This window comes from Staphylococcus pseudintermedius, assembly GCF_034042775.1.
GTDB classification, from domain to species: domain Bacteria; phylum Bacillota; class Bacilli; order Staphylococcales; family Staphylococcaceae; genus Staphylococcus; species Staphylococcus pseudintermedius.
In genome coordinates this window covers 1210396-1228261 of record NZ_CP120150.1, presented here as the reverse complement: position 1 = coordinate 1228261, position 17866 = coordinate 1210396, and the positions used below count along the sequence as shown (strand labels likewise).

Genomic DNA, 17866 nt, shown 5'->3' with positions numbered 1-17866 from the left:
TTATGGTAACTCGATTTGTTTATTTTCTCGAGATTCTTTATAGAGGACAATCATCGAACCGATAAGTTGGACTAATTCACTATCCGTTGCTTGACTAATATTTTGTGCCAATTCGCTTTTATCATCCATATTGTTTTGTAAAATATGAATTTTAATCAATTCGCGATTTTCGAGTGTTTCTTTTAATTGCTCTACCATATTTTCGTTAATCCCAGACTTACCGATTTGGAAAGTAGGATCAACATGATGTGCTTTACTTCTTAAAAATCTTTTTTGTTTACCTGTTAATGCCATAATGGCCTCCTTAAGTCGTTGTTGGATTTAATTTATTTAATACTGCGTTGCGCATCGTCGTAATATCACTCTCTAAACCTGTCCATATTTTAAAACTTTCAGCACCTTGATAAATAAACATATCTAATCCATTATAAGTCGAAAATTCTTTTTCAGCGGCTTCTTTTAAAAATGTCGTCTGAAATGGAATGTAAATAATATCACATACAAGCACATCAGCTTTTAACTGTGCAAATGACATGACACTGTCTTGAGATTGATGCATCCCAAGAGATGTCGTGTTAATAATAATATCAAATTGATGGGCAATAGATGCGACATCTTCAAGTGAGTGCGGTTGAATTTGAAGTTGCCAATCATTGAAACGAGACATCGTACGATTTGCAACGGCTATTCTTTTATCAGACACTTGAGATAACGCATAAGCAATACCTTTACTTGCGCCCCCTGCACCGAGTATTAAAATGTGCGCACCAGTTAAGTCACCATATTTCACCTGTAATCCTTTGACAAATCCGGTACCGTCCGTGTTATAGCCCATCCATTTCCCGTTTTCAACTTTAACTGTATTCACTGCACCAATGGCTCGCGCTTCATCCGACATGTCATCTAAATAGTTGATAATGCGCTCTTTATGCGGAATCGTCACATTAAAACCGTCAAGTTCTTTTTCACTAATAATATCGCGAATATGCTCAAAATGTGTTGGTGGAATATTAAGTGCTTCATAGTCGTAATCTAAGTTTAAACTTTTAAAATTCGCATGATGCATCAGTGGAGACAATGAATGGTCAATCGGATGTCCAATTACTGCAAATTTCATTGAATCTCACACTCCTTACATAATTGAAGGTCTCAATGTCACTTCGACATTTTGAGGTACAATCACTTGTAATTCTGCACCTGCGTCCACAGTGACAAAGCCTAAACCTGAAATCATAATGTCTTTTTTCTCATTTTCCGTCGTTAAACGAACTGTTTTTAACTGTTCAAAGTCAAAACGATCTTTCGGGGACGGTGGTGATAATAATGTACCAATTTGTTTGCGCCACAATTCATCTGCTTTTTCTAATTTTGTGCGATGGATGTTCAATTCATTTGAAAAATAACAAACGAGCGGACGTTTACCACCTTTTAAATAATCGACACGCGCTAAACCACCTATAAATAACGATTGCGCTTCATTTAATTGATATACACGTTGCTTAATTTCTTTTTTAGGCATAATCGTATTTAATGCCTTTGTCGACACATAATGGGTCATTTGATGTTCTTGAATAATCCCTGGCGTATCATACATATAGTGATTATCATCAATCGGAATATCAATCATATCCAATGTCGTACCTGGAATACGCGAAGTTGTGACGACATTTTTTTCACCTACTGTTTGTTCAATCAACTTGTTAATCAACGTTGACTTTCCGACGTTCGTTGTACCGACGATATAGACATCTTGGCCATTACGATGCTTTTCAATTGTTTGTAATAAACCATCAATACCAATGCCTTTATATGCAGAAATTAAACATACATCTTCAGGATATAAACCGTATTCTTTAGCTAAACGTCTTAGCCATTCAGAAACACGACGCTTATTGATTTGTTTCGGCAATAAGTCAATTTTATTAGCAACTAAAATAATCTTTTTATTGCCGACAATACGCTTGACCGCATGAATAAAAGAACCTTCAAAGTCAAATACGTCGACTAAATTTACAACAATACCCGGTTTGTCTGATAAGCCGTTTAATAATTTTAAAAAGTCGTCACTTTCCATGCCCACATCTTGCACTTCATTATAATTTTTCAATCTAAAACAACGACGACAAATGACATCTTCTTTTTCTAAACTTGCTTTTGGAACGTAACCCGGTTTTTGTGGGTCGTCAGATTGTAGTGTTGCCCCACAACCAATACATTTTAAAGTTTCAGTCAATTACGATTCCTCCCATTTAATATAGCCTTTTCTTTTAAAATGCTTTAATAATCGTCGTTCAACTAAACGATTAAATTTTGTGATAAAACCATCTGAATTTTTCACCGGTACGACCATAATTGTATAAAGGCCGTGTCGATTACCACCAAATACATCTGTTAACATTTGGTCTCCAATCACTACCACTTCATCCTTTTGCATGCCCATTTGTTCGGTCGCACGGCGCAATGCTTTCCCTCTAGGTTTTTGCGCTTTAAAAATATAATCCACTTTTAAATTTTGGCAAAAGGATTTCACGCGTTGTTCATTATTATTAGAAACAACAGTCACTTTAAATCCTTGCTCGTCTATAGTTTTAAACCAATTTTCAACTTTAGATGTCGGTTGCGCTTCATCCCAGCCGACCAATGTATTATCCAAATCTGTGATAATCCCTTTGATATTCAATTGTTTCAGTTTGTCAAAATCAATTTCATAAATCGAATTCACATATTGATTTGGTAAAAATAATTGCTTGATGATACCCATGTTCATCCTCCACTTTAAAAGACTTCATTCGTTATATTATAGCATATTTATGTGCAATCATAGTGTGTTTTGTCAGAGCACTTTCACAAGTTCGTTGACCATTTGACTTGATGACTTTGCTGCTACTTTAAGGAAAGCTTCAAATGTCATTCCCGCTTCACCGTCAGCTAAATCAGAAATCGCTCGTGTCACGATAAAAGGCACATTAAACTGGTAACATGTTTGCGCAATGGCAGTGGCTTCCATTTCGACAGCTAATGCATTAGGAAAATATTCCAAAATAGCTTGACGCTGTTCGTTTGTGCCGATAAAGCTATCACCTGAAACGATTAGGCCCTCTCTACCGTTTTGATTTAAAGATTTTAAGACGTTATCTACTTTTTCAAATAATGACGTATCTGCTTCAAAATAAGTTGGCATACCTGGGATTTGTCCCATATCATAGCCGAACGCCCGTGCATCAGCATCGTGATATGCGACTTGTCGACTAATGACCACATCGCCAAGTGCTAAGCCAGGCTGTAATCCTCCTGCAGATCCTGTGTTAATGATACATTGGGGTTGAAAACGATCAATCAGTAGACTTGTAGAAATGGTTACATTCACCTTACCGATACCGCTTTGAGTTAAAATAATATCTTTGTCGTTCAATGTCCCTCTATAAAAAATGGCATGTGCGATTTTAATTTCTTCTACCGCATCCATTTGAGATTTTAAAATTGCTACTTCTTCTTCCATTGCACCGATGATTCCGATCATTCATATGCCTCCTCAATCCATTAGCTGTTTCATTTTATGTTTACCGTTGTCATTTTATCATATTTATATATTAGCGTTCAGTTTTATCATTGAGATGTTGCTGTCATTTAACGAAAGCAAATGATTAAACAACGATATCCAAAGCTATTCTTTCATACTCATACTCGATTTCAATAATCAATCTTATAACAAATTGAGGGCCAAGACAACTGAATGTCCTAGCCCTTAATCATTAATCGGATTGAATTTTTATTGGCTCCACAATGCAGCTAAACCTTGTAACGAGAAGAAGCCGGTAAAGATAGTAACGATAACTGCAACAATACCGAATAATAACATCCAAGTGGGGTGTTGATAATCTCCAACAATACGTTTATTTTTCGAAGCAATCAATACAGTTCCTAAAATAATAGGAAGAATCAAACCGTTTAATGCGCCTGCAACAATTAATAATTTCACCGGTCGACCGATAAATAAGAAAATCAATGTCGATACAACGATAAATGTCACGACGACATAATTATCATACGTTCTCAATTTGTTGTGCATTGTTTTAATAAATGTCGTACTCGTATACGCTGAACCAATAACAGATGACATCGCCGCCGCAAACAGTACGATACCAAAAATATTTTTACCGATTGGCCCAATAGCATGTTCAAAGACAGAAGCTGGTGGGTTTTCAGGATTTAAAGCGACACCTGTGACAACAACACCAAGTACGGCTAAAAATAGTAAACTTCGCATCACACCTGTTGTTAGAATCGCTGAAATAGCTGAATGATTCACAAATGGTAAGTAGTCTTTCCCTTTAATCCCTGCATCAAGAATACGGTGCGCACCTGCAAATGTAATATAGCCACCTACAGTTCCACCTACTAATGTGATAATGGGTAGAACAAGTGCTGAAGGATTTTCTGGCAATACCATGCGTTGTGCTGCTTCTACATATGGCGGATTGGATTGAATCATAACGTAAGCAACAATTAAAATCATGAGTACTCCGAGAATCATCGTAATGACATCCATGATTTTCTGGCCATTTTTAGAAATAAAAACGAGAATCGCAATAACCGCAGTAATCGCGGCACCTACACGAACATCTAAACCAAAGATGGCGTTCAAACCTAGTCCAGCTCCGGCAATATTTCCAATATTAAAAGCCAATCCCCCTAATGCGATAAGGAGAGAAATAAAAGTACCTAAACCTTTAACAACTTCATTAGCAATTTCTTGGCCACGATAACCCGTTACAACTAGGACACGCCAAATGTTAATTTGTGCCCCAATATCAATAATGATAGATAATAAAATTGCAAATGCAAAACTTGCTAAAAATTGTTCAGTAAACACTGCAGTTTGTGTTAAAAATGCAGGCCCAATTGCAGAAGTGGCCATTAAAAATACAGAGCCGAGTAACAACCTTCGATGCGCTTTAGTGAATACAAATTCACCTGTTTTTTTAATTTGATTGGACTGTTTCTTCATCGCTTAACCTCCTAAAGTTACAATATCGACATTCACCTCTGATAAACGCGAACGAATTTCTTTAACGAATTCAAGTGCATGTGCCCCGTCACCATGAACGCAAATTGTATCCGCTTCAATTTCAATCACTTCACCTGAAATCGCTTTAACTGTGCCTTCCGTTACCATTTGTACCACTTGCGCAATGGCTTCTTCACTCTCTTCAATCGTTGCGCCTTCTTTTTTACGGCTCACTAATTGTCCATCACTTTCGTAACGACGATCTGCAAATACTTCAGACGCGACTTTAAGACCTTGTGCTTTACCGGCATCAATGAGTAATGATTTTGATAATCCGACTAAATACAGATTCGGATCAATATCATAAACTGCTGAAGCAATCGTACGTGCAATGGTTTCATCTCTGACAGCCATTTGATAAAGTGCGCCATGCGGTTTGACATGATTAAGCACAACACCATTAATATCACAAAACATTTTTAAAGCGCCCACTTGATATACGACCATGTTATAAATCTCAGTTAATGACATATCCATATTGCGTCGGCCAAATCCTTGTAAATCTGGAAATCCGGGGTGGGCACCTACACGCACGCCGTTTTCTTTAGCACGTCGTACAGTTTCAGCCATCACATTTTCATCACCCGCATGAAAACCACATGCAACATTGGCAGAGGTAATCAATGGTAAAACTTCTCGGTCATTGCCGATTTGATAATTACCAAAACTTTCTCCTAAATCACAGTTTAAATCAACTTTCATCTTCATTCCCCTCCTTAAAAATACGATGACGATCTAAGAATTTAATGTCCACATCGCGTGCATCGCCTTCATAATATGGTGGATAAGATAATACTGCATATAAGAAATCTGCTGTCGTTGTAAATCCATCAATCACCAGTTCATCCAATGTGACTTTTAATTTTTCAATCGCATGCGCACGATTTTCACCTTTAACAATCACTTTTGCGACGAGTGAATCATAATATGAAGAAACAGTATATCCACTATAAAGTAAAGAGTCAACACGTACATTGAATCCTTGGGGTAAATGCAACCTTTGAACTGTGCCAGGTGTCGGACGAAAGGCTTTTTGTGGATCTTCTGCATTAATTCTCGCTTCAATGACATGCCCATAAAAATGAACATCGTCTTGTGTAAGTGAAAGTGTGCCCTCTTGCATAATGCGTAGTTGTTCACGTACTAAGTCGATATCTGTACGCATTTCCGTCACTGTATGCTCAACTTGAATACGTGCATTCATTTCAATAAAATAATATGCATCTTCCGTGACGAGAAATTCAATCGTACCCGCACTGCGATATTGTGCTGCTTTTGCGACTTTTACAGCATCATTACAAATTTTCTCACGTTTTTCTTCAGTTAATGCACTACATGGTGACTCTTCAATCAGTTTTTGGTTTTTACGCTGCACTGAACAGTCACGTTCCCCTAAATGAATATATCGTGATTGCCCATCTCCAAGAACTTGCACCTCAACATGTTTCGCAACAGGTATAAATGCTTCAACATAAACGCGGTCATCATTGAAATATTTGTTGCCTTCGCTTTTCGCCTCTTTAAATGCGCGTTCAAGTTGTGACTCTTCTTTGACGATACGAATCCCTTTTCCACCGCCACCACTCGCTGCTTTAATGACAAGTGGATAACCAATTTCCTCAGCAAGTGCTTTAATTTCATCAACGGATTCGACTGACGATTTAGAGCCAGGTATAATCGGCACACCTGCTTTATCAACCGTTTGACGTGCAGTAATCTTATCGCCCATTCGTTGCATCGTTTTTTTCGTTGGTCCGATAAAGTAGAGCCCTTCATTTTCTACCTTTTCAGCAAACACAGGACTTTCAGATAAAAAGCCATAACCGGGGTGAATGGCGTTTGCTTTTGTAATTTCAGCAGCAGCTAATATTTTACGTATATTTAAATAACTGTCTAAAGGGTTCGCTTGACCGATACAAACTGCCTGATCTGCTAATTTAACATGTAGACTATTTTCATCACCCACGGCATAAATAGCGACAGACTCCATTTTCAGCTCTCTTAACGCACGTATAATACGAACCGCAATTTCACCTCTGTTTGCAACTAATACTCGAAACATGTAATCCCCCCCTTTACTTCAATGTTAAAATAACTTGATTAAATTCAATATTTTCGCCATGACCAACCAACACTTCTTGAACTTCACCTGATTCATCTGCTGTTACTTCATTCATCACTTTCATCGCTTCAATGTAGCCGATAATATCCCCTTTATTGACTTTATCGCCTACTTTTACAGCAGGTTTAGTTAATTCTTTTTCATCTTGTAAATAAAATGTCCCAATCATCTGAGAACGAATCACTTTAGTATTATCTTCTGCAGATTCATCAGTTTGCTGAGTTTGTTCTACGTGTTGGTTTGACCGCTGCGTGCTTTGTGGTGGGTCTACAGGCGCTTCTGTTTGTTGAATGGACGATAAATCCAATTCTAGCTCCATCTCGTCATCCCGATATTTAAAATGCTTCGCGCCGTATTGTTTTAATAAATTTAACGTTTGCTCAATTTGTTTTAAATCCATGGTATACTATCTCCTTTTAGAACCTTTTTAATTTTTTGTTGTGTAGGTCTAATGTTGTGCAGTAAACGTTGAGGCCGTTGACGAATTTGTGCTTTTGCCTCTTCTAACTTTCTATTTTTTCGTGCTAAAATTTCATTCGCTTCGTTAAATGTCATCCATTCGAATTTCACCTTATCACCAGGTTGTTTTTGGACAATATCGACAATATCAGAATCAATCACAGTGCCAATTTTAGTGTAGCCCCCTACTGTCTGCCGGTCATTAAGTAGAATAATCGGATGACCATCTTTAGGCACTTGGACACTTCCTAATGCGACTGGCTCAGAAATGATGTCAGCATCTGTAAAAGGTTGTATCGATGGCCCTTTAAGTCTGTAGCCCATACGATCTGAATTTTCTGAAATAGTGAATTCGAGCTGCTCAAGTTCTTTAATCGTACGTCGTGTAAATGATTCTAGCTGTGGTCCATCCATTAATCCAATCGGCAATTGTCGCGCTTTCGTAAAACTTGAAAAATCACTCGAACGACCGATGAGCTGATAATCTAAAAATGATGGTTGTGTAGGAATGATGTCATTGACTTTCAATGCACGACCTTTGAAACCACCAATTCCTGTCCGTGTATGTGTCGCATAGCTACCTTCAAAAAGTGGAATATCTAATGGTTTCGCAAATCCGATATAACCACGCATCCCATGAATGACATGTCCTATTTCTAAAACATCATTTTTTTCGACCTTGATAACAGTTTGATGTGAGACAGGTTGCCCATTCAACGTGGCTGAAAATGGTGCACCAGTCATCGCAAATAAGTTTTGATCGAGAAATTTGATCGTTGGGCCAATCATCGTAATTTCTAATGCGGGTTGTCCCTCTGTTTCTAATAAAGTGTTTAAAATCTCATAGCTCGGGCGATCCATTACACCAGCAGGAGAATAACCTTCAAACTGATGACCTGAACGTCCTTTGTCTTGAACTGTCGTAAACAATCCAGGTTTAATTATTTTAATGGCCATCTTCTATCATCACCCATTCATCATAGTCTAATTGATTTTTACGCACATACTTTTGAATATGTAAAAATTGTTCTTCATTAATGGAATAAAATTTAATTCTGTCACCAGGTTGATATAAAATTTTAGGCTCCCGATTCGGATTAAAAACATCTATCGGTGTACGCCCTATAATTTGCCAACCTCCTGGTGAATCGGATGGATATAAACCTGTTTGATTATTCGCAATCCCAACTGAGCCTGCATCGATTTTAATTCTTGGTTCTTCTTTTCTCGGCGTATGAAGACGAGGACTCAAACCACCTAAAAATGGAAATCCAGGCATAAATCCAATCATATAAACAAGATAATGATTTTCTGTATGATATTGTATCACTTCATCAACCGTTAAATGGTTATGATCCGCGACAATCTCAATATCCGGTCCCCATTTCCCACCATAGAGAACTGGAATATTCACGATTCTCTTTTGAACCGTATTTACCTTCGTTTGTTGCATGTCCAATGTATCAAGTTGTAGTGCTTGAATTAACGTTTCGAAATCTGTTTGAATGCCATCGAAATATGCCAAAATTGCACGATAAGAAGGTACAATTTCATGTATGTGCGGATGGTTCATCTTTTGAATATGTTCCACTACAGCATTGACATGTTCATAAACCGATTCACTAATTTCTGCTTTGAAGTAGATTATAAAAGATTGCTCGCTAATTTGTCGAAAATACATGTACATCCCCCTTTTCGGAAAGCCCTTACAATTATATATATTATCATTATACAGTATCAGTGACAATTAAGTATTGACGAATATAAGAGAATAGCGCTCGGAATTATAATCCTTACAACCCAGTTAATTTATAAGTATAAAAATAAGCTGGGATACAATGAAGTTTTCCCAGCCGCTTTTCTTCCGATGCCTCACATCAAATATTTAATTATATAATGAGATGATGCTTGTACGCATACAGATTTGGCGCATTGATTAATGAATATCTACAATTTTAACATTCATTTCGCCACCATTTGGAAGAGGAACACGTACTTCGTCATCTACTTGTTTACCAATAAGTGCTTGTGCCATTGGAGATTCGTTTGAAATCTTGCCATTAAATGCATCAGATTCAGCTGAGCCCACGATTTGATAAGACTCTTCGTCGTTACCTGGAAGCTCAACGAATGTTACCGTTTTACCAATTTGGACAACATGGTTATCGCCAGTATCTTCAATGATTAAAGCATGACGTAACATTGTTTCAATACGTTGAATATCCTGCTCGATAAAACCTTGTTCATCTTTCGCTGCATCGTACTCTGAGTTCTCAGATAAGTCACCAAAACTACGTGCAACTTTAATTTTTTCAACCACTTCAGGGCGTTTGACTGTTTTTAATTCTTCTAATTCTTTTTCAAGTTTTTCGTATCCTTCTTGCGTCATTGGATATTGTTTTTGGTTTTCCATTGTCTGCATCTTCCTTTAACTATGATTTAATCTTTTTTACGTACAAGTGCTTGAATCTTAGTTGTCATGATGTCAATAGCAACTTTATTTGAACCACCTTCAGGAATAATAATATCCGCAAATTTTTTCGTTGGTTCAATAAATTGGTTATGCATTGGCCTCACAACAGTAAGATACTGATCAATTACAGATTCCATTGTACGACCACGCTCTTTAGTATCTCTCACAAGACGGCGCAAAATTCTTAAATCTGCATCAGTGTCTACGTATATCTTAACATCCATCATATTGCGCAATTCTTCATTCTCGAGCGCAAATATACCTTCTACGATAATAACATCTTTAGGTTGAAATGCAATCGTTTTATCACTGCGTGTATGATTTGTATAGTCATAAGTCGGTACTTCTACACTTTGACCTGACTGTAATGATTTAAGATTTTGGATTAACAAATCATTATCAAACGCAAATGGATGATCATAATTTGTTTTAAGACGTTGTTCAAATGTCAGATGTGATTGGTCTTTGTAATAATAGTCTTGTTCAATGAGTGCAACACTATGCCCTTCTAAATTATTCATTATTTTATTTGTCACAGATGTTTTACCCGAACCAGAGCCTCCAGCAATACCAATGATCGTTGTTGCCATTCTTTAAACTTCCTTTCTCATCATGTTGTTTGGATAAATAGGCTGGTCAACTTTGATTTGCACGATTTGTAATGGGTGTCGTGCCGCATCAAGTTCATTTCCTTCTTCATCATAAATCTTATCGACGACTTGTTTAAAGGTTTGAATTTCAGGTCCGAAAAACTCTACTTCTTGACCTGGTTTAAAGTGATTTCTTTGTTGTATTGTCGCCATTTGACTGTCTTTATCATAGTCTAATACTAAGCCGATAAAGTCAAATGGTGCTTTTTTACTTGATTCATTTCCAAACATTTGTTCTTCATAACCTGGTGTCCCTTTGAAAAATGCGGGTGCGGTATCGCGGTTCGCACATTTATCTAATTCAAAGAGCCATTCCGGTTTAATTTTGAAATTTTCTGGGTCTGCAGCATACGCATCAATCACTTTACGATAAACTGAAACGACTGTTGCAATATAGTGAATAGATTTCATTCGGCCTTCGATTTTAAGTGAGTCAATTCCTAAATCCATCATGTTCGGAATTGATTCAATTAATTTTAAATCACGTGGACTCATTGCAAATGGCACGGCATTACCATCTTCATAATAGACATCTAGTTCGCCGTCATTATCAACTGTTAATAAATCATAATCCCAACGACAACTTTGGCAACAACCCCCACGGTTAGAATCACGTGCTGTCATATGGTTACTCAATGTACAACGGCCTGAATACGCAATACACATAGCACCGTGAATGAAAGCTTCAATTTCGATATCCACTTTATCTTTAATTTCTTGCATTTCCATCGCACCTGTTTCACGGGCAAGTACGACACGGTCTAAGCCTTCTTCTTTCCAATATTCTACGGCTTTATAGTTACTTAATGATTGCTGTGTAGATAAATGGATTTCTAACTTCGGTGCAACACGTTTACACGTTTCAATAATTAATGGGTCTGCTACGATAATACCTGTTGCACCTGTTGCTTCTAATTGCTCTAAATAGTCATCTAGACCCTCCATATTTTCATCATGTGCAATAATATTTGTCGTTACATAAATTTTAGCACCGTAACGATTTGCAAATTCAACACCTTCACGAATTTCGTCCATAGTAAAGTTGTCCGCATTTGAACGCAACCCATACTCTTGACCGCCGATGAATACAGCATCTGCACCATAATGAACGGCGATTTTTAACTTTTCTAAATTACCAGCAGGCGCAAGTAACTCAGGCTTTTTCATTTTCGCTTGCGTTGCTGGTTTAACTTCTTCAAGTACCTTCATCCATGCTCTCTCCTATCTTTAGTATACTGTTTGCTTGTAATAGAATCCTTCATCAAACGGTCGATGCTCTGGTTGTATTGCTTCAATTGGGTCTACAAGCATAAATTTTTCATCTTCATACGTATCTGGATCTTCTTCATATAAATCTATCGCTTCACGATATTGCTCAGTCGCTACATTGATATATTCTTCTGTTTGGAGTACCCCATCAATTTTCAAGCTATCGATTCCCGCTTCAAATAGTGGTTCTAACTCCTCAATTAAACAAATATCGTTCGGCGACATAATATGCGTACCATTATAATCTTCAAAAACAGGGTATTTATTATCACGCTCTTCATCGTAAAGTAATAATTGACTGTCCGTTGCTGCTTCATTACGTTGAATTTTCATTTGACGGTCTTGGAATGTATAGTAGTTTCCTAATAGCATACGTTTCGATTGGAACATACACGTCATACCATGGACCTGCACTTCAATCTCAACATCACTATTTTCTTTGATGTTCAAAATTTCTTCTAAACTTAACTCCCGCGCAAGCACCGCTCTTTTCGCACCACGTCTTCCCCAATAATTACATTGGAAGTGGTTCGTAACGAGTGTTTCTGCATTCCAGTTTAAAGGTATAGGGTTTTCTTGTTGCTTTACAATCATCACTACTGCAGGATCACCAAAAATAATACGATCTACTCTAATTTCATGCAAAAACGCGATATAATCTTCAAGCGCTGGAATATGATAGTTATGGAAAATACCATTTACTGCAGCGTATGCTTTTTTACCAGCATGATGAATGATTTCAACCGCTTTTTTCATCTCTTCTCGATTGAATTCCCCGGCTAATCTTAAGCCAAACTTTTCTTCACCGATAACAAATGCATCTGCTCCCTTTTCAATTAAGGTTTCGATGTGACTTAAAGACTTCGGTGTCACTAATAACTCAGTCATGTTTACTCTCCTTTATTGATATCGCTAGCCCATCATCCATATGAATAAAATTCGTTGTAAAACCTTGTTGTTGACTTAACCATTGATTGTATCGTTGTACCTTTTTTACCATTTGTTTGACATTGCGACTTCTTACTACATCGATGTCCGCAACGAAACCATGGTATAAAATATTATCTGTTATCATAACACCTTTTTCGCGTAACAAAGGACAATAAAGCTCAAAAAAGCGTTGTGATTGTGCCTTAGCAGCATCGATAAAAATCATATCATAAATACGGTCATTCACGAGTTCAAATGCTTCTGTCGCATCTGCTTCAATTAAACGAATTTGATCCGCATAACCATATTGACGAATATTTGTTTTCGCTTGTTGAATCATTTCTTCATTGCGTTCAATGGTCGTCACGTTAATCGATTTATCCACTGAAGCGAATTGCATCGCACTGTAACCAATTGCACTACCGACCTCTAAAATTTCTTTCGGCTGATGTAGACGAATGATTTGTTGAATGAGATCTAAAGAAAGCTGATCGACAATAGGCACTTGATGTGTCTCGGCGTAGTTACGCAATTGGTCGATATCATTGTCATATTGTTTTAAGCTTAAAAGATATGATTGATTTTTATCTTCCATGTATTCTTGACTTCCTTTTTATATTCTAAAAATCATCAAAAAATAAACCAGCCAAGTTGGACTGATTTAACTTTGATGTCTGTATATGCATCACGGAAATAATGTTCGTTTATCCGTTCTTTCATAGCATTTTAAAATGACTTCTATACATTTTATCACATAATCGCTTGACTGATAAGCTCCAATCATCATTTTAGTGAAAGATTTCATGGAATTCAATACCCCTTATTTATAATAGTTTAGTAATAAAGGTGACGAAACGAACTTATATTACAGATTTGTTATCATGCATCACAAATTAAACTGTGATTTTTATCCTAAAGAGAACAATCGTTTAAAACAACTAAAAAGAGCAGGCACATCTTTCAATGCCTACTCTTTAATTCGCATCAGCAATTAATGCTCATGATCATCATCCAATTTCGTATTGACAACTTCTTCAATCATATCCCATTCTTCATCTGTCTCAACAGGTAAAAAGCGTCCGCCTTCTCCTGATTCGTCTGGCTCGTTAATCATAGGAATCAATTCAATTAAATCATCGTCATCTGCTTGTGCGCCTTCTTCTGCAAGGATTACATACTCTTTTTCAAAACCTGGGTGATAAAACTCTAACATTTTACGATATAAGACTTCATTACCTTCTTCATCAAACAAAGTTAATAAAGTTTCGTCATTTTTAATTTCAATTTCTTGATTATGGTTTTCGTTTGTCATATTCGCTCTCTCCTTAATTCAATCCATCTAAATAGCCTTGTAAAATGAATACCGCAGCCATTTTATCAATCACTTTTTTTCTTTTTGCTCTCGATACGTCGGCTTCTAACAATGAACGTTCTGCAGCCATTGTACTTAAACGTTCATCCCACATAATAATTTCTAGATTTGGCATCCGCTCTGCAAGTGCATCTTTATATTTTAACGAAGCTTCACCACGAAAGCCAATAGAATTGTTCATGTTTTTCGGTAATCCAATGACAACCGTACCCACATTTTCCTTTTGTATGATGTCAATTAAGGCATCGATGCCGAGCTCATTTTCTTCTTCGTTAATTTGGAGTGTATCTAAACCTTGTGCTGTCCAACCCATCAAATCACTAATCGCAATACCAACTGTACGGCTTCCAACATCTAACCCGATAATTTTATGTTTAAGCATGCTCGTCCTTACTATGGTTTTGTAAGTAGTATGACACTAACTCTTCCATAATATCATCTCGATCGATATGTCTAATTTGGTTGCGTGCTTCGTTATGACGAGGAATGTACGCGGGATCACCTGAAAGTAAATAACCTACAATCTGATTGACAGCATTATATCCGCGCTCTTCTAGGGTATTGTAGACATTGTTTAAAACTGTTTCGACATTGTCTTTTGGAAGTTCATCATAGTTGAATTTCATTGTTTTATCAAAATTAGCCATAGTCTAACACTCCTTAAACCATAATGAGATTGCTCTTTCATTTTACATGAATTCAACACTCATTATAACGATTTAATATAATTTTTAATAAATTGTAATGCTTCTGTTATCTTGCCAGGTTCAGTACCGCCACCTTGCGCCATATCAGGACGGCCGCCACCTTTTCCACCAACGACTGGTGCCATATTTTTAATAATGTCTCCAGCTTTCACACGATCCGTCAAAGCTTTTGGTACACTTGCAATTAATGAAACTTTACCACCGACATCACTTGCTAAAACGATAATACTATCTTGTAATTTTGATTTAAAGTCATCCATCGTTGTACGCATCGCTTTTGCATTGTCAACCTCAACTTCAGTAATGAGTACAGACATGTCGTTAATCGTTTCGACTTGATCTTTAATATTGCCCATTTTCAATTCATTTAAGGCTTTGTTTTTGTCTTCAATCGTTTGCTTTAATGTTTTTTCATTATATTGCAGCTGTTCAACTTTTTCAATGACTTGTGCATCCGATTTTGCTTTCACTTGTTGCTTAAGCGCATTGAATTGATCTAAGTAGTGTTCTAAATAAAGGAATGCATTTTGTCCAGTCACCGCTTCGATACGACGGACACCCGCACCTGTACCTGATTCACTTGTGATTTTAAATAAGCCAATTTCTGATGTGTTGCGCACATGTGTCCCACCACAAAGCTCGATTGAAAATGGTTGCATATTTACAACACGTACGATGTCGCCATATTTTTCACCAAATAACGCCATTGCACCTTTAGCTTTCGCATCCTCAATGTTCATTTCTTGAATTTCAACCGGAATGCTGTTCCAAATTTCTTCGTTGACCATTTGTTCCACTTGTTTCATTTCTTTGGCTGTCATTGGTGCGATATGCGAGAAGTCAAAACGGAGACGGTCACTATCGACTAATGAACCAGCTTGATTGACATGCTCACCTAAAACTTTTTTCAATGCCGCGTGTAATAAGTGAGTGGCACTATGGTTTTTCATAATTGCCGTTCTTGCTTGACGATCGATCGTTGCTGTGACTTCGGCTGCTTCACGGACTTCACCAAATTGAACGACACCTGTGTGTAAATGTTGGCCATTTGGCGCTTTAATGACTTCTGTCACTTGAATTTCAAATTGCGCATTGCTCACTGTTCCTTTGTCGGCCACTTGACCGCCGCTTACTGCATAGAATGGTGTTTGATCCAAAATAAAATGAATCGTCTCACCTGCATCAGCCATCGTCACGCGTTCACCGTCACGTACGATGTCTGTAATTTTAGCATGCGTTTCAAACGCTTCGTAACCTAAAAACTTGCTCACTGTGTTAATCTCTTTTAACACTTCGCTTTGAACTTGCATCGATTGACTGCTTTGTCTCGCTTTACGTGCGCGATCACGTTGTGCTTCCATATGATCGTTAAATGAATCCATATCAATCGCTAATCCTTCATTAAGCGTAATTTCTTCAGTTAACTCAATTGGGAAACCATATGTGTCATATAATTTAAATGCATCTTCTCCCGCAATGGTCTCGTTTGAAGATTTAGCTTGTTTGATTAAATCATTTAAAATCGCTAGACCTTCCTCTAGCGTTTCATGGAAGCGTTCTTCTTCAGATTTAATGACACGTGCAATAAAATCTCCTTTTTCTTTTACGTTTGGATAGTAAGGTTCCATTATGTCTGCCACAATTTCTACCAATTGATACATAAATGGTTCGTTGATTTCTAACGTTTGGCTAAATCTGACCGCACGACGTAGTAAACGACGTAAAACATAGCCTCGGCCCTCATTCGCAGGTAATGCACCATCAGAAATAGCAAAAGCAATCGTACGAATATGATCAGCAATGACTTTAAATGCGACATCGTTATCTTTATCGACTAAATATTTTTTGCCTGAAATAGCTTCAACTTGACCGATAATCGGCATGAATAAGTCTGTTTCATAGTTTGTACGTACGTCTTGGGAAATAGAAGTCATGCGTTCTAATCCCATGCCCGTATCAATATTTTTACTTGGTAATGGCGTATACGTATGATCTTTATTATGATTAAACTCACTAAATACAAGGTTCCATACTTCTAAATAACGTTCGTTTTCGCCACCTGGATACATTTCTTCAGCGGAATCATCTTGTCCATACGCTTCACCACGGTCATAGAAAATTTCTGTATTGGGTCCAGATGGTCCTTCACCAATATCCCAAAAGTTCCCTTCAATACGAATGATGCGGTCTTCAGTCAAACCAACCACATTTGTCCATAAATCGTATGCCTCAGTATCTTCAGGGTGAATCGTTACATACAGTTTTTCAGGTTCCATCGCCATCCAGCGTTCACTTGTTAAAAATTCCCATGCAAATTCAATCGCTTCACGTTTAAAGTAATCGCCAATCGAGAAATTACCCAACATTTCAAAGAACGTATGGTGACGTGCAGTGAAACCTACATTTTCAATATCGTTCGTACGAATCGATTTTTGTGCGTTGACGATACGTGGTTTTTTCGGAATTTCACGACCATCAAAATATTTTTTTAATGTCGCAACCCCTGAGTTAATCCATAGTAATGAATCATCATCAATAGGAACTAATGGCGCTGAAGGTTCAACCATATGGCCTTTCTCAACAAAAAAGTCAATATACATTTGACGAATATCACTTGCTTTTAATTTTTTCATCTTTACAACTCCTTGATTCAAATAGATACAAAAAAACACCCGTCTCTCAAAAAGGGACGAATGTTTCGCGGTACCACCCTAGTTATGGCTATATTGCCATCACTCATTATCATATACGTGCTCATACATAGTAGCGTTCAATGAATCACACTCGTACATTCTCAGCAACTTGTACGTCTCTGT

Annotated in this window: 20 protein-coding genes; all 20 read right to left on the bottom strand. The window is 37.3% G+C overall.

What is annotated here, in order from left to right; genetic code table 11:
• Positions 1–294, bottom strand: a complete 294-nt coding sequence (gene yhbY / locus P3U61_RS05815) for a ribosome assembly RNA-binding protein YhbY (protein ID WP_014613762.1) — start codon at positions 292–294, stop codon at positions 1–3.
• 10 nt (positions 295–304) lie between these two features.
• Complete coding sequence (aroE, locus tag P3U61_RS05810; RefSeq protein ID WP_101457976.1) at positions 305–1117, bottom strand: shikimate dehydrogenase; 813 nt, start codon at positions 1115–1117, stop codon at positions 305–307.
• Between the two features lie 15 nt (positions 1118–1132).
• Positions 1133–2233 carry a ribosome biogenesis GTPase YqeH gene (gene yqeH / locus P3U61_RS05805; RefSeq protein ID WP_014613760.1) on the bottom strand — a complete coding sequence of 367 codons (1101 nt, stop codon included), beginning with the start codon at positions 2231–2233 and terminating at the stop codon, positions 1133–1135.
• Entirely contained in the window at positions 2234–2761 is a 528-nt protein-coding gene (locus tag P3U61_RS05800; protein ID WP_323695723.1) for a YqeG family HAD IIIA-type phosphatase, read from the bottom strand.
• A 72-nt stretch (positions 2762–2833) separates the two neighbouring features.
• Positions 2834–3520, bottom strand: a complete 687-nt coding sequence (locus tag P3U61_RS05795; protein WP_014613758.1) for a 5'-methylthioadenosine/adenosylhomocysteine nucleosidase — start codon at positions 3518–3520, stop codon at positions 2834–2836.
• Between the two features lie 249 nt (positions 3521–3769).
• Positions 3770–5008, bottom strand: a complete 1239-nt coding sequence (locus P3U61_RS05790; RefSeq protein ID WP_014613757.1) for an NRAMP family divalent metal transporter — start codon at positions 5006–5008, stop codon at positions 3770–3772.
• Positions 5009–5011: 3 nt separating this feature from the next.
• Complete coding sequence (pxpA, locus tag P3U61_RS05785) at positions 5012–5770, bottom strand: 5-oxoprolinase subunit PxpA (protein ID WP_014613756.1); 759 nt, start codon at positions 5768–5770, stop codon at positions 5012–5014.
• Positions 5760–7130, bottom strand: a complete 1371-nt coding sequence (locus P3U61_RS05780; protein ID WP_014613755.1) for an acetyl-CoA carboxylase biotin carboxylase subunit — start codon at positions 7128–7130, stop codon at positions 5760–5762. The genes pxpA and P3U61_RS05780 overlap by 11 nt, the downstream gene beginning before the upstream one ends.
• A 13-nt stretch (positions 7131–7143) precedes the next feature.
• Complete coding sequence (locus P3U61_RS05775; RefSeq protein WP_037542842.1) at positions 7144–7590, bottom strand: acetyl-CoA carboxylase biotin carboxyl carrier protein; 447 nt, start codon at positions 7588–7590, stop codon at positions 7144–7146.
• On the bottom strand, positions 7581–8606 hold the full coding sequence (locus tag P3U61_RS05770; RefSeq protein WP_037542841.1) for a 5-oxoprolinase subunit C family protein: 1026 nt from the start codon (positions 8604–8606) through the stop codon (positions 7581–7583). Before P3U61_RS05770 ends, P3U61_RS05775 begins: the two co-directional genes overlap by 10 nt.
• A complete protein-coding gene (pxpB, locus tag P3U61_RS05765) occupies positions 8596–9330 on the bottom strand; it encodes a 5-oxoprolinase subunit PxpB (RefSeq protein ID WP_100006540.1) in 735 nt (244 codons plus the stop codon). The genes P3U61_RS05770 and pxpB overlap by 11 nt, the downstream gene beginning before the upstream one ends.
• Before the next feature lie 255 nt (positions 9331–9585).
• Entirely contained in the window at positions 9586–10062 is a 477-nt protein-coding gene (greA, locus tag P3U61_RS05760) for a transcription elongation factor GreA (protein WP_014613751.1), read from the bottom strand.
• Between the two features lie 26 nt (positions 10063–10088).
• The gene (udk, locus tag P3U61_RS05755; RefSeq protein WP_014613750.1) at positions 10089–10712 is read right to left on the bottom strand and encodes a uridine kinase; all 624 of its coding nucleotides are present in this window, start codon (positions 10710–10712) and stop codon (positions 10089–10091) included.
• 3 nt (positions 10713–10715) lie between these two features.
• Complete coding sequence (locus P3U61_RS05750) at positions 10716–11981, bottom strand: peptidase U32 family protein (protein WP_014613749.1); 1266 nt, start codon at positions 11979–11981, stop codon at positions 10716–10718.
• A gap of 18 nt (positions 11982–11999) precedes the next feature.
• Positions 12000–12929, bottom strand: a complete 930-nt coding sequence (locus P3U61_RS05745; RefSeq protein ID WP_014613748.1) for a peptidase U32 family protein — start codon at positions 12927–12929, stop codon at positions 12000–12002.
• Positions 12922–13566 (bottom strand): O-methyltransferase, encoded by a 645-nt coding sequence (locus P3U61_RS05740; protein ID WP_014613747.1) that lies wholly within the window; start codon positions 13564–13566, stop codon positions 12922–12924. Before P3U61_RS05740 ends, P3U61_RS05745 begins: the two co-directional genes overlap by 8 nt.
• Before the next feature lie 396 nt (positions 13567–13962).
• On the bottom strand, positions 13963–14283 hold the full coding sequence (locus P3U61_RS05735) for a DUF1292 domain-containing protein (protein WP_014613745.1): 321 nt from the start codon (positions 14281–14283) through the stop codon (positions 13963–13965).
• 13 nt (positions 14284–14296) lie between these two features.
• The gene (gene ruvX / locus P3U61_RS05730; protein WP_014613744.1) at positions 14297–14725 is read right to left on the bottom strand and encodes a Holliday junction resolvase RuvX; all 429 of its coding nucleotides are present in this window, start codon (positions 14723–14725) and stop codon (positions 14297–14299) included.
• Entirely contained in the window at positions 14718–14990 is a 273-nt protein-coding gene (locus P3U61_RS05725; RefSeq protein ID WP_014613743.1) for an IreB family regulatory phosphoprotein, read from the bottom strand. Before P3U61_RS05725 ends, ruvX begins: the two co-directional genes overlap by 8 nt.
• Before the next feature lie 62 nt (positions 14991–15052).
• Positions 15053–17683, bottom strand: a complete 2631-nt coding sequence (gene alaS / locus P3U61_RS05720; protein ID WP_065520479.1) for an alanine--tRNA ligase — start codon at positions 17681–17683, stop codon at positions 15053–15055.
• Between the last annotated feature and the right edge of the window lie 183 nt (positions 17684–17866).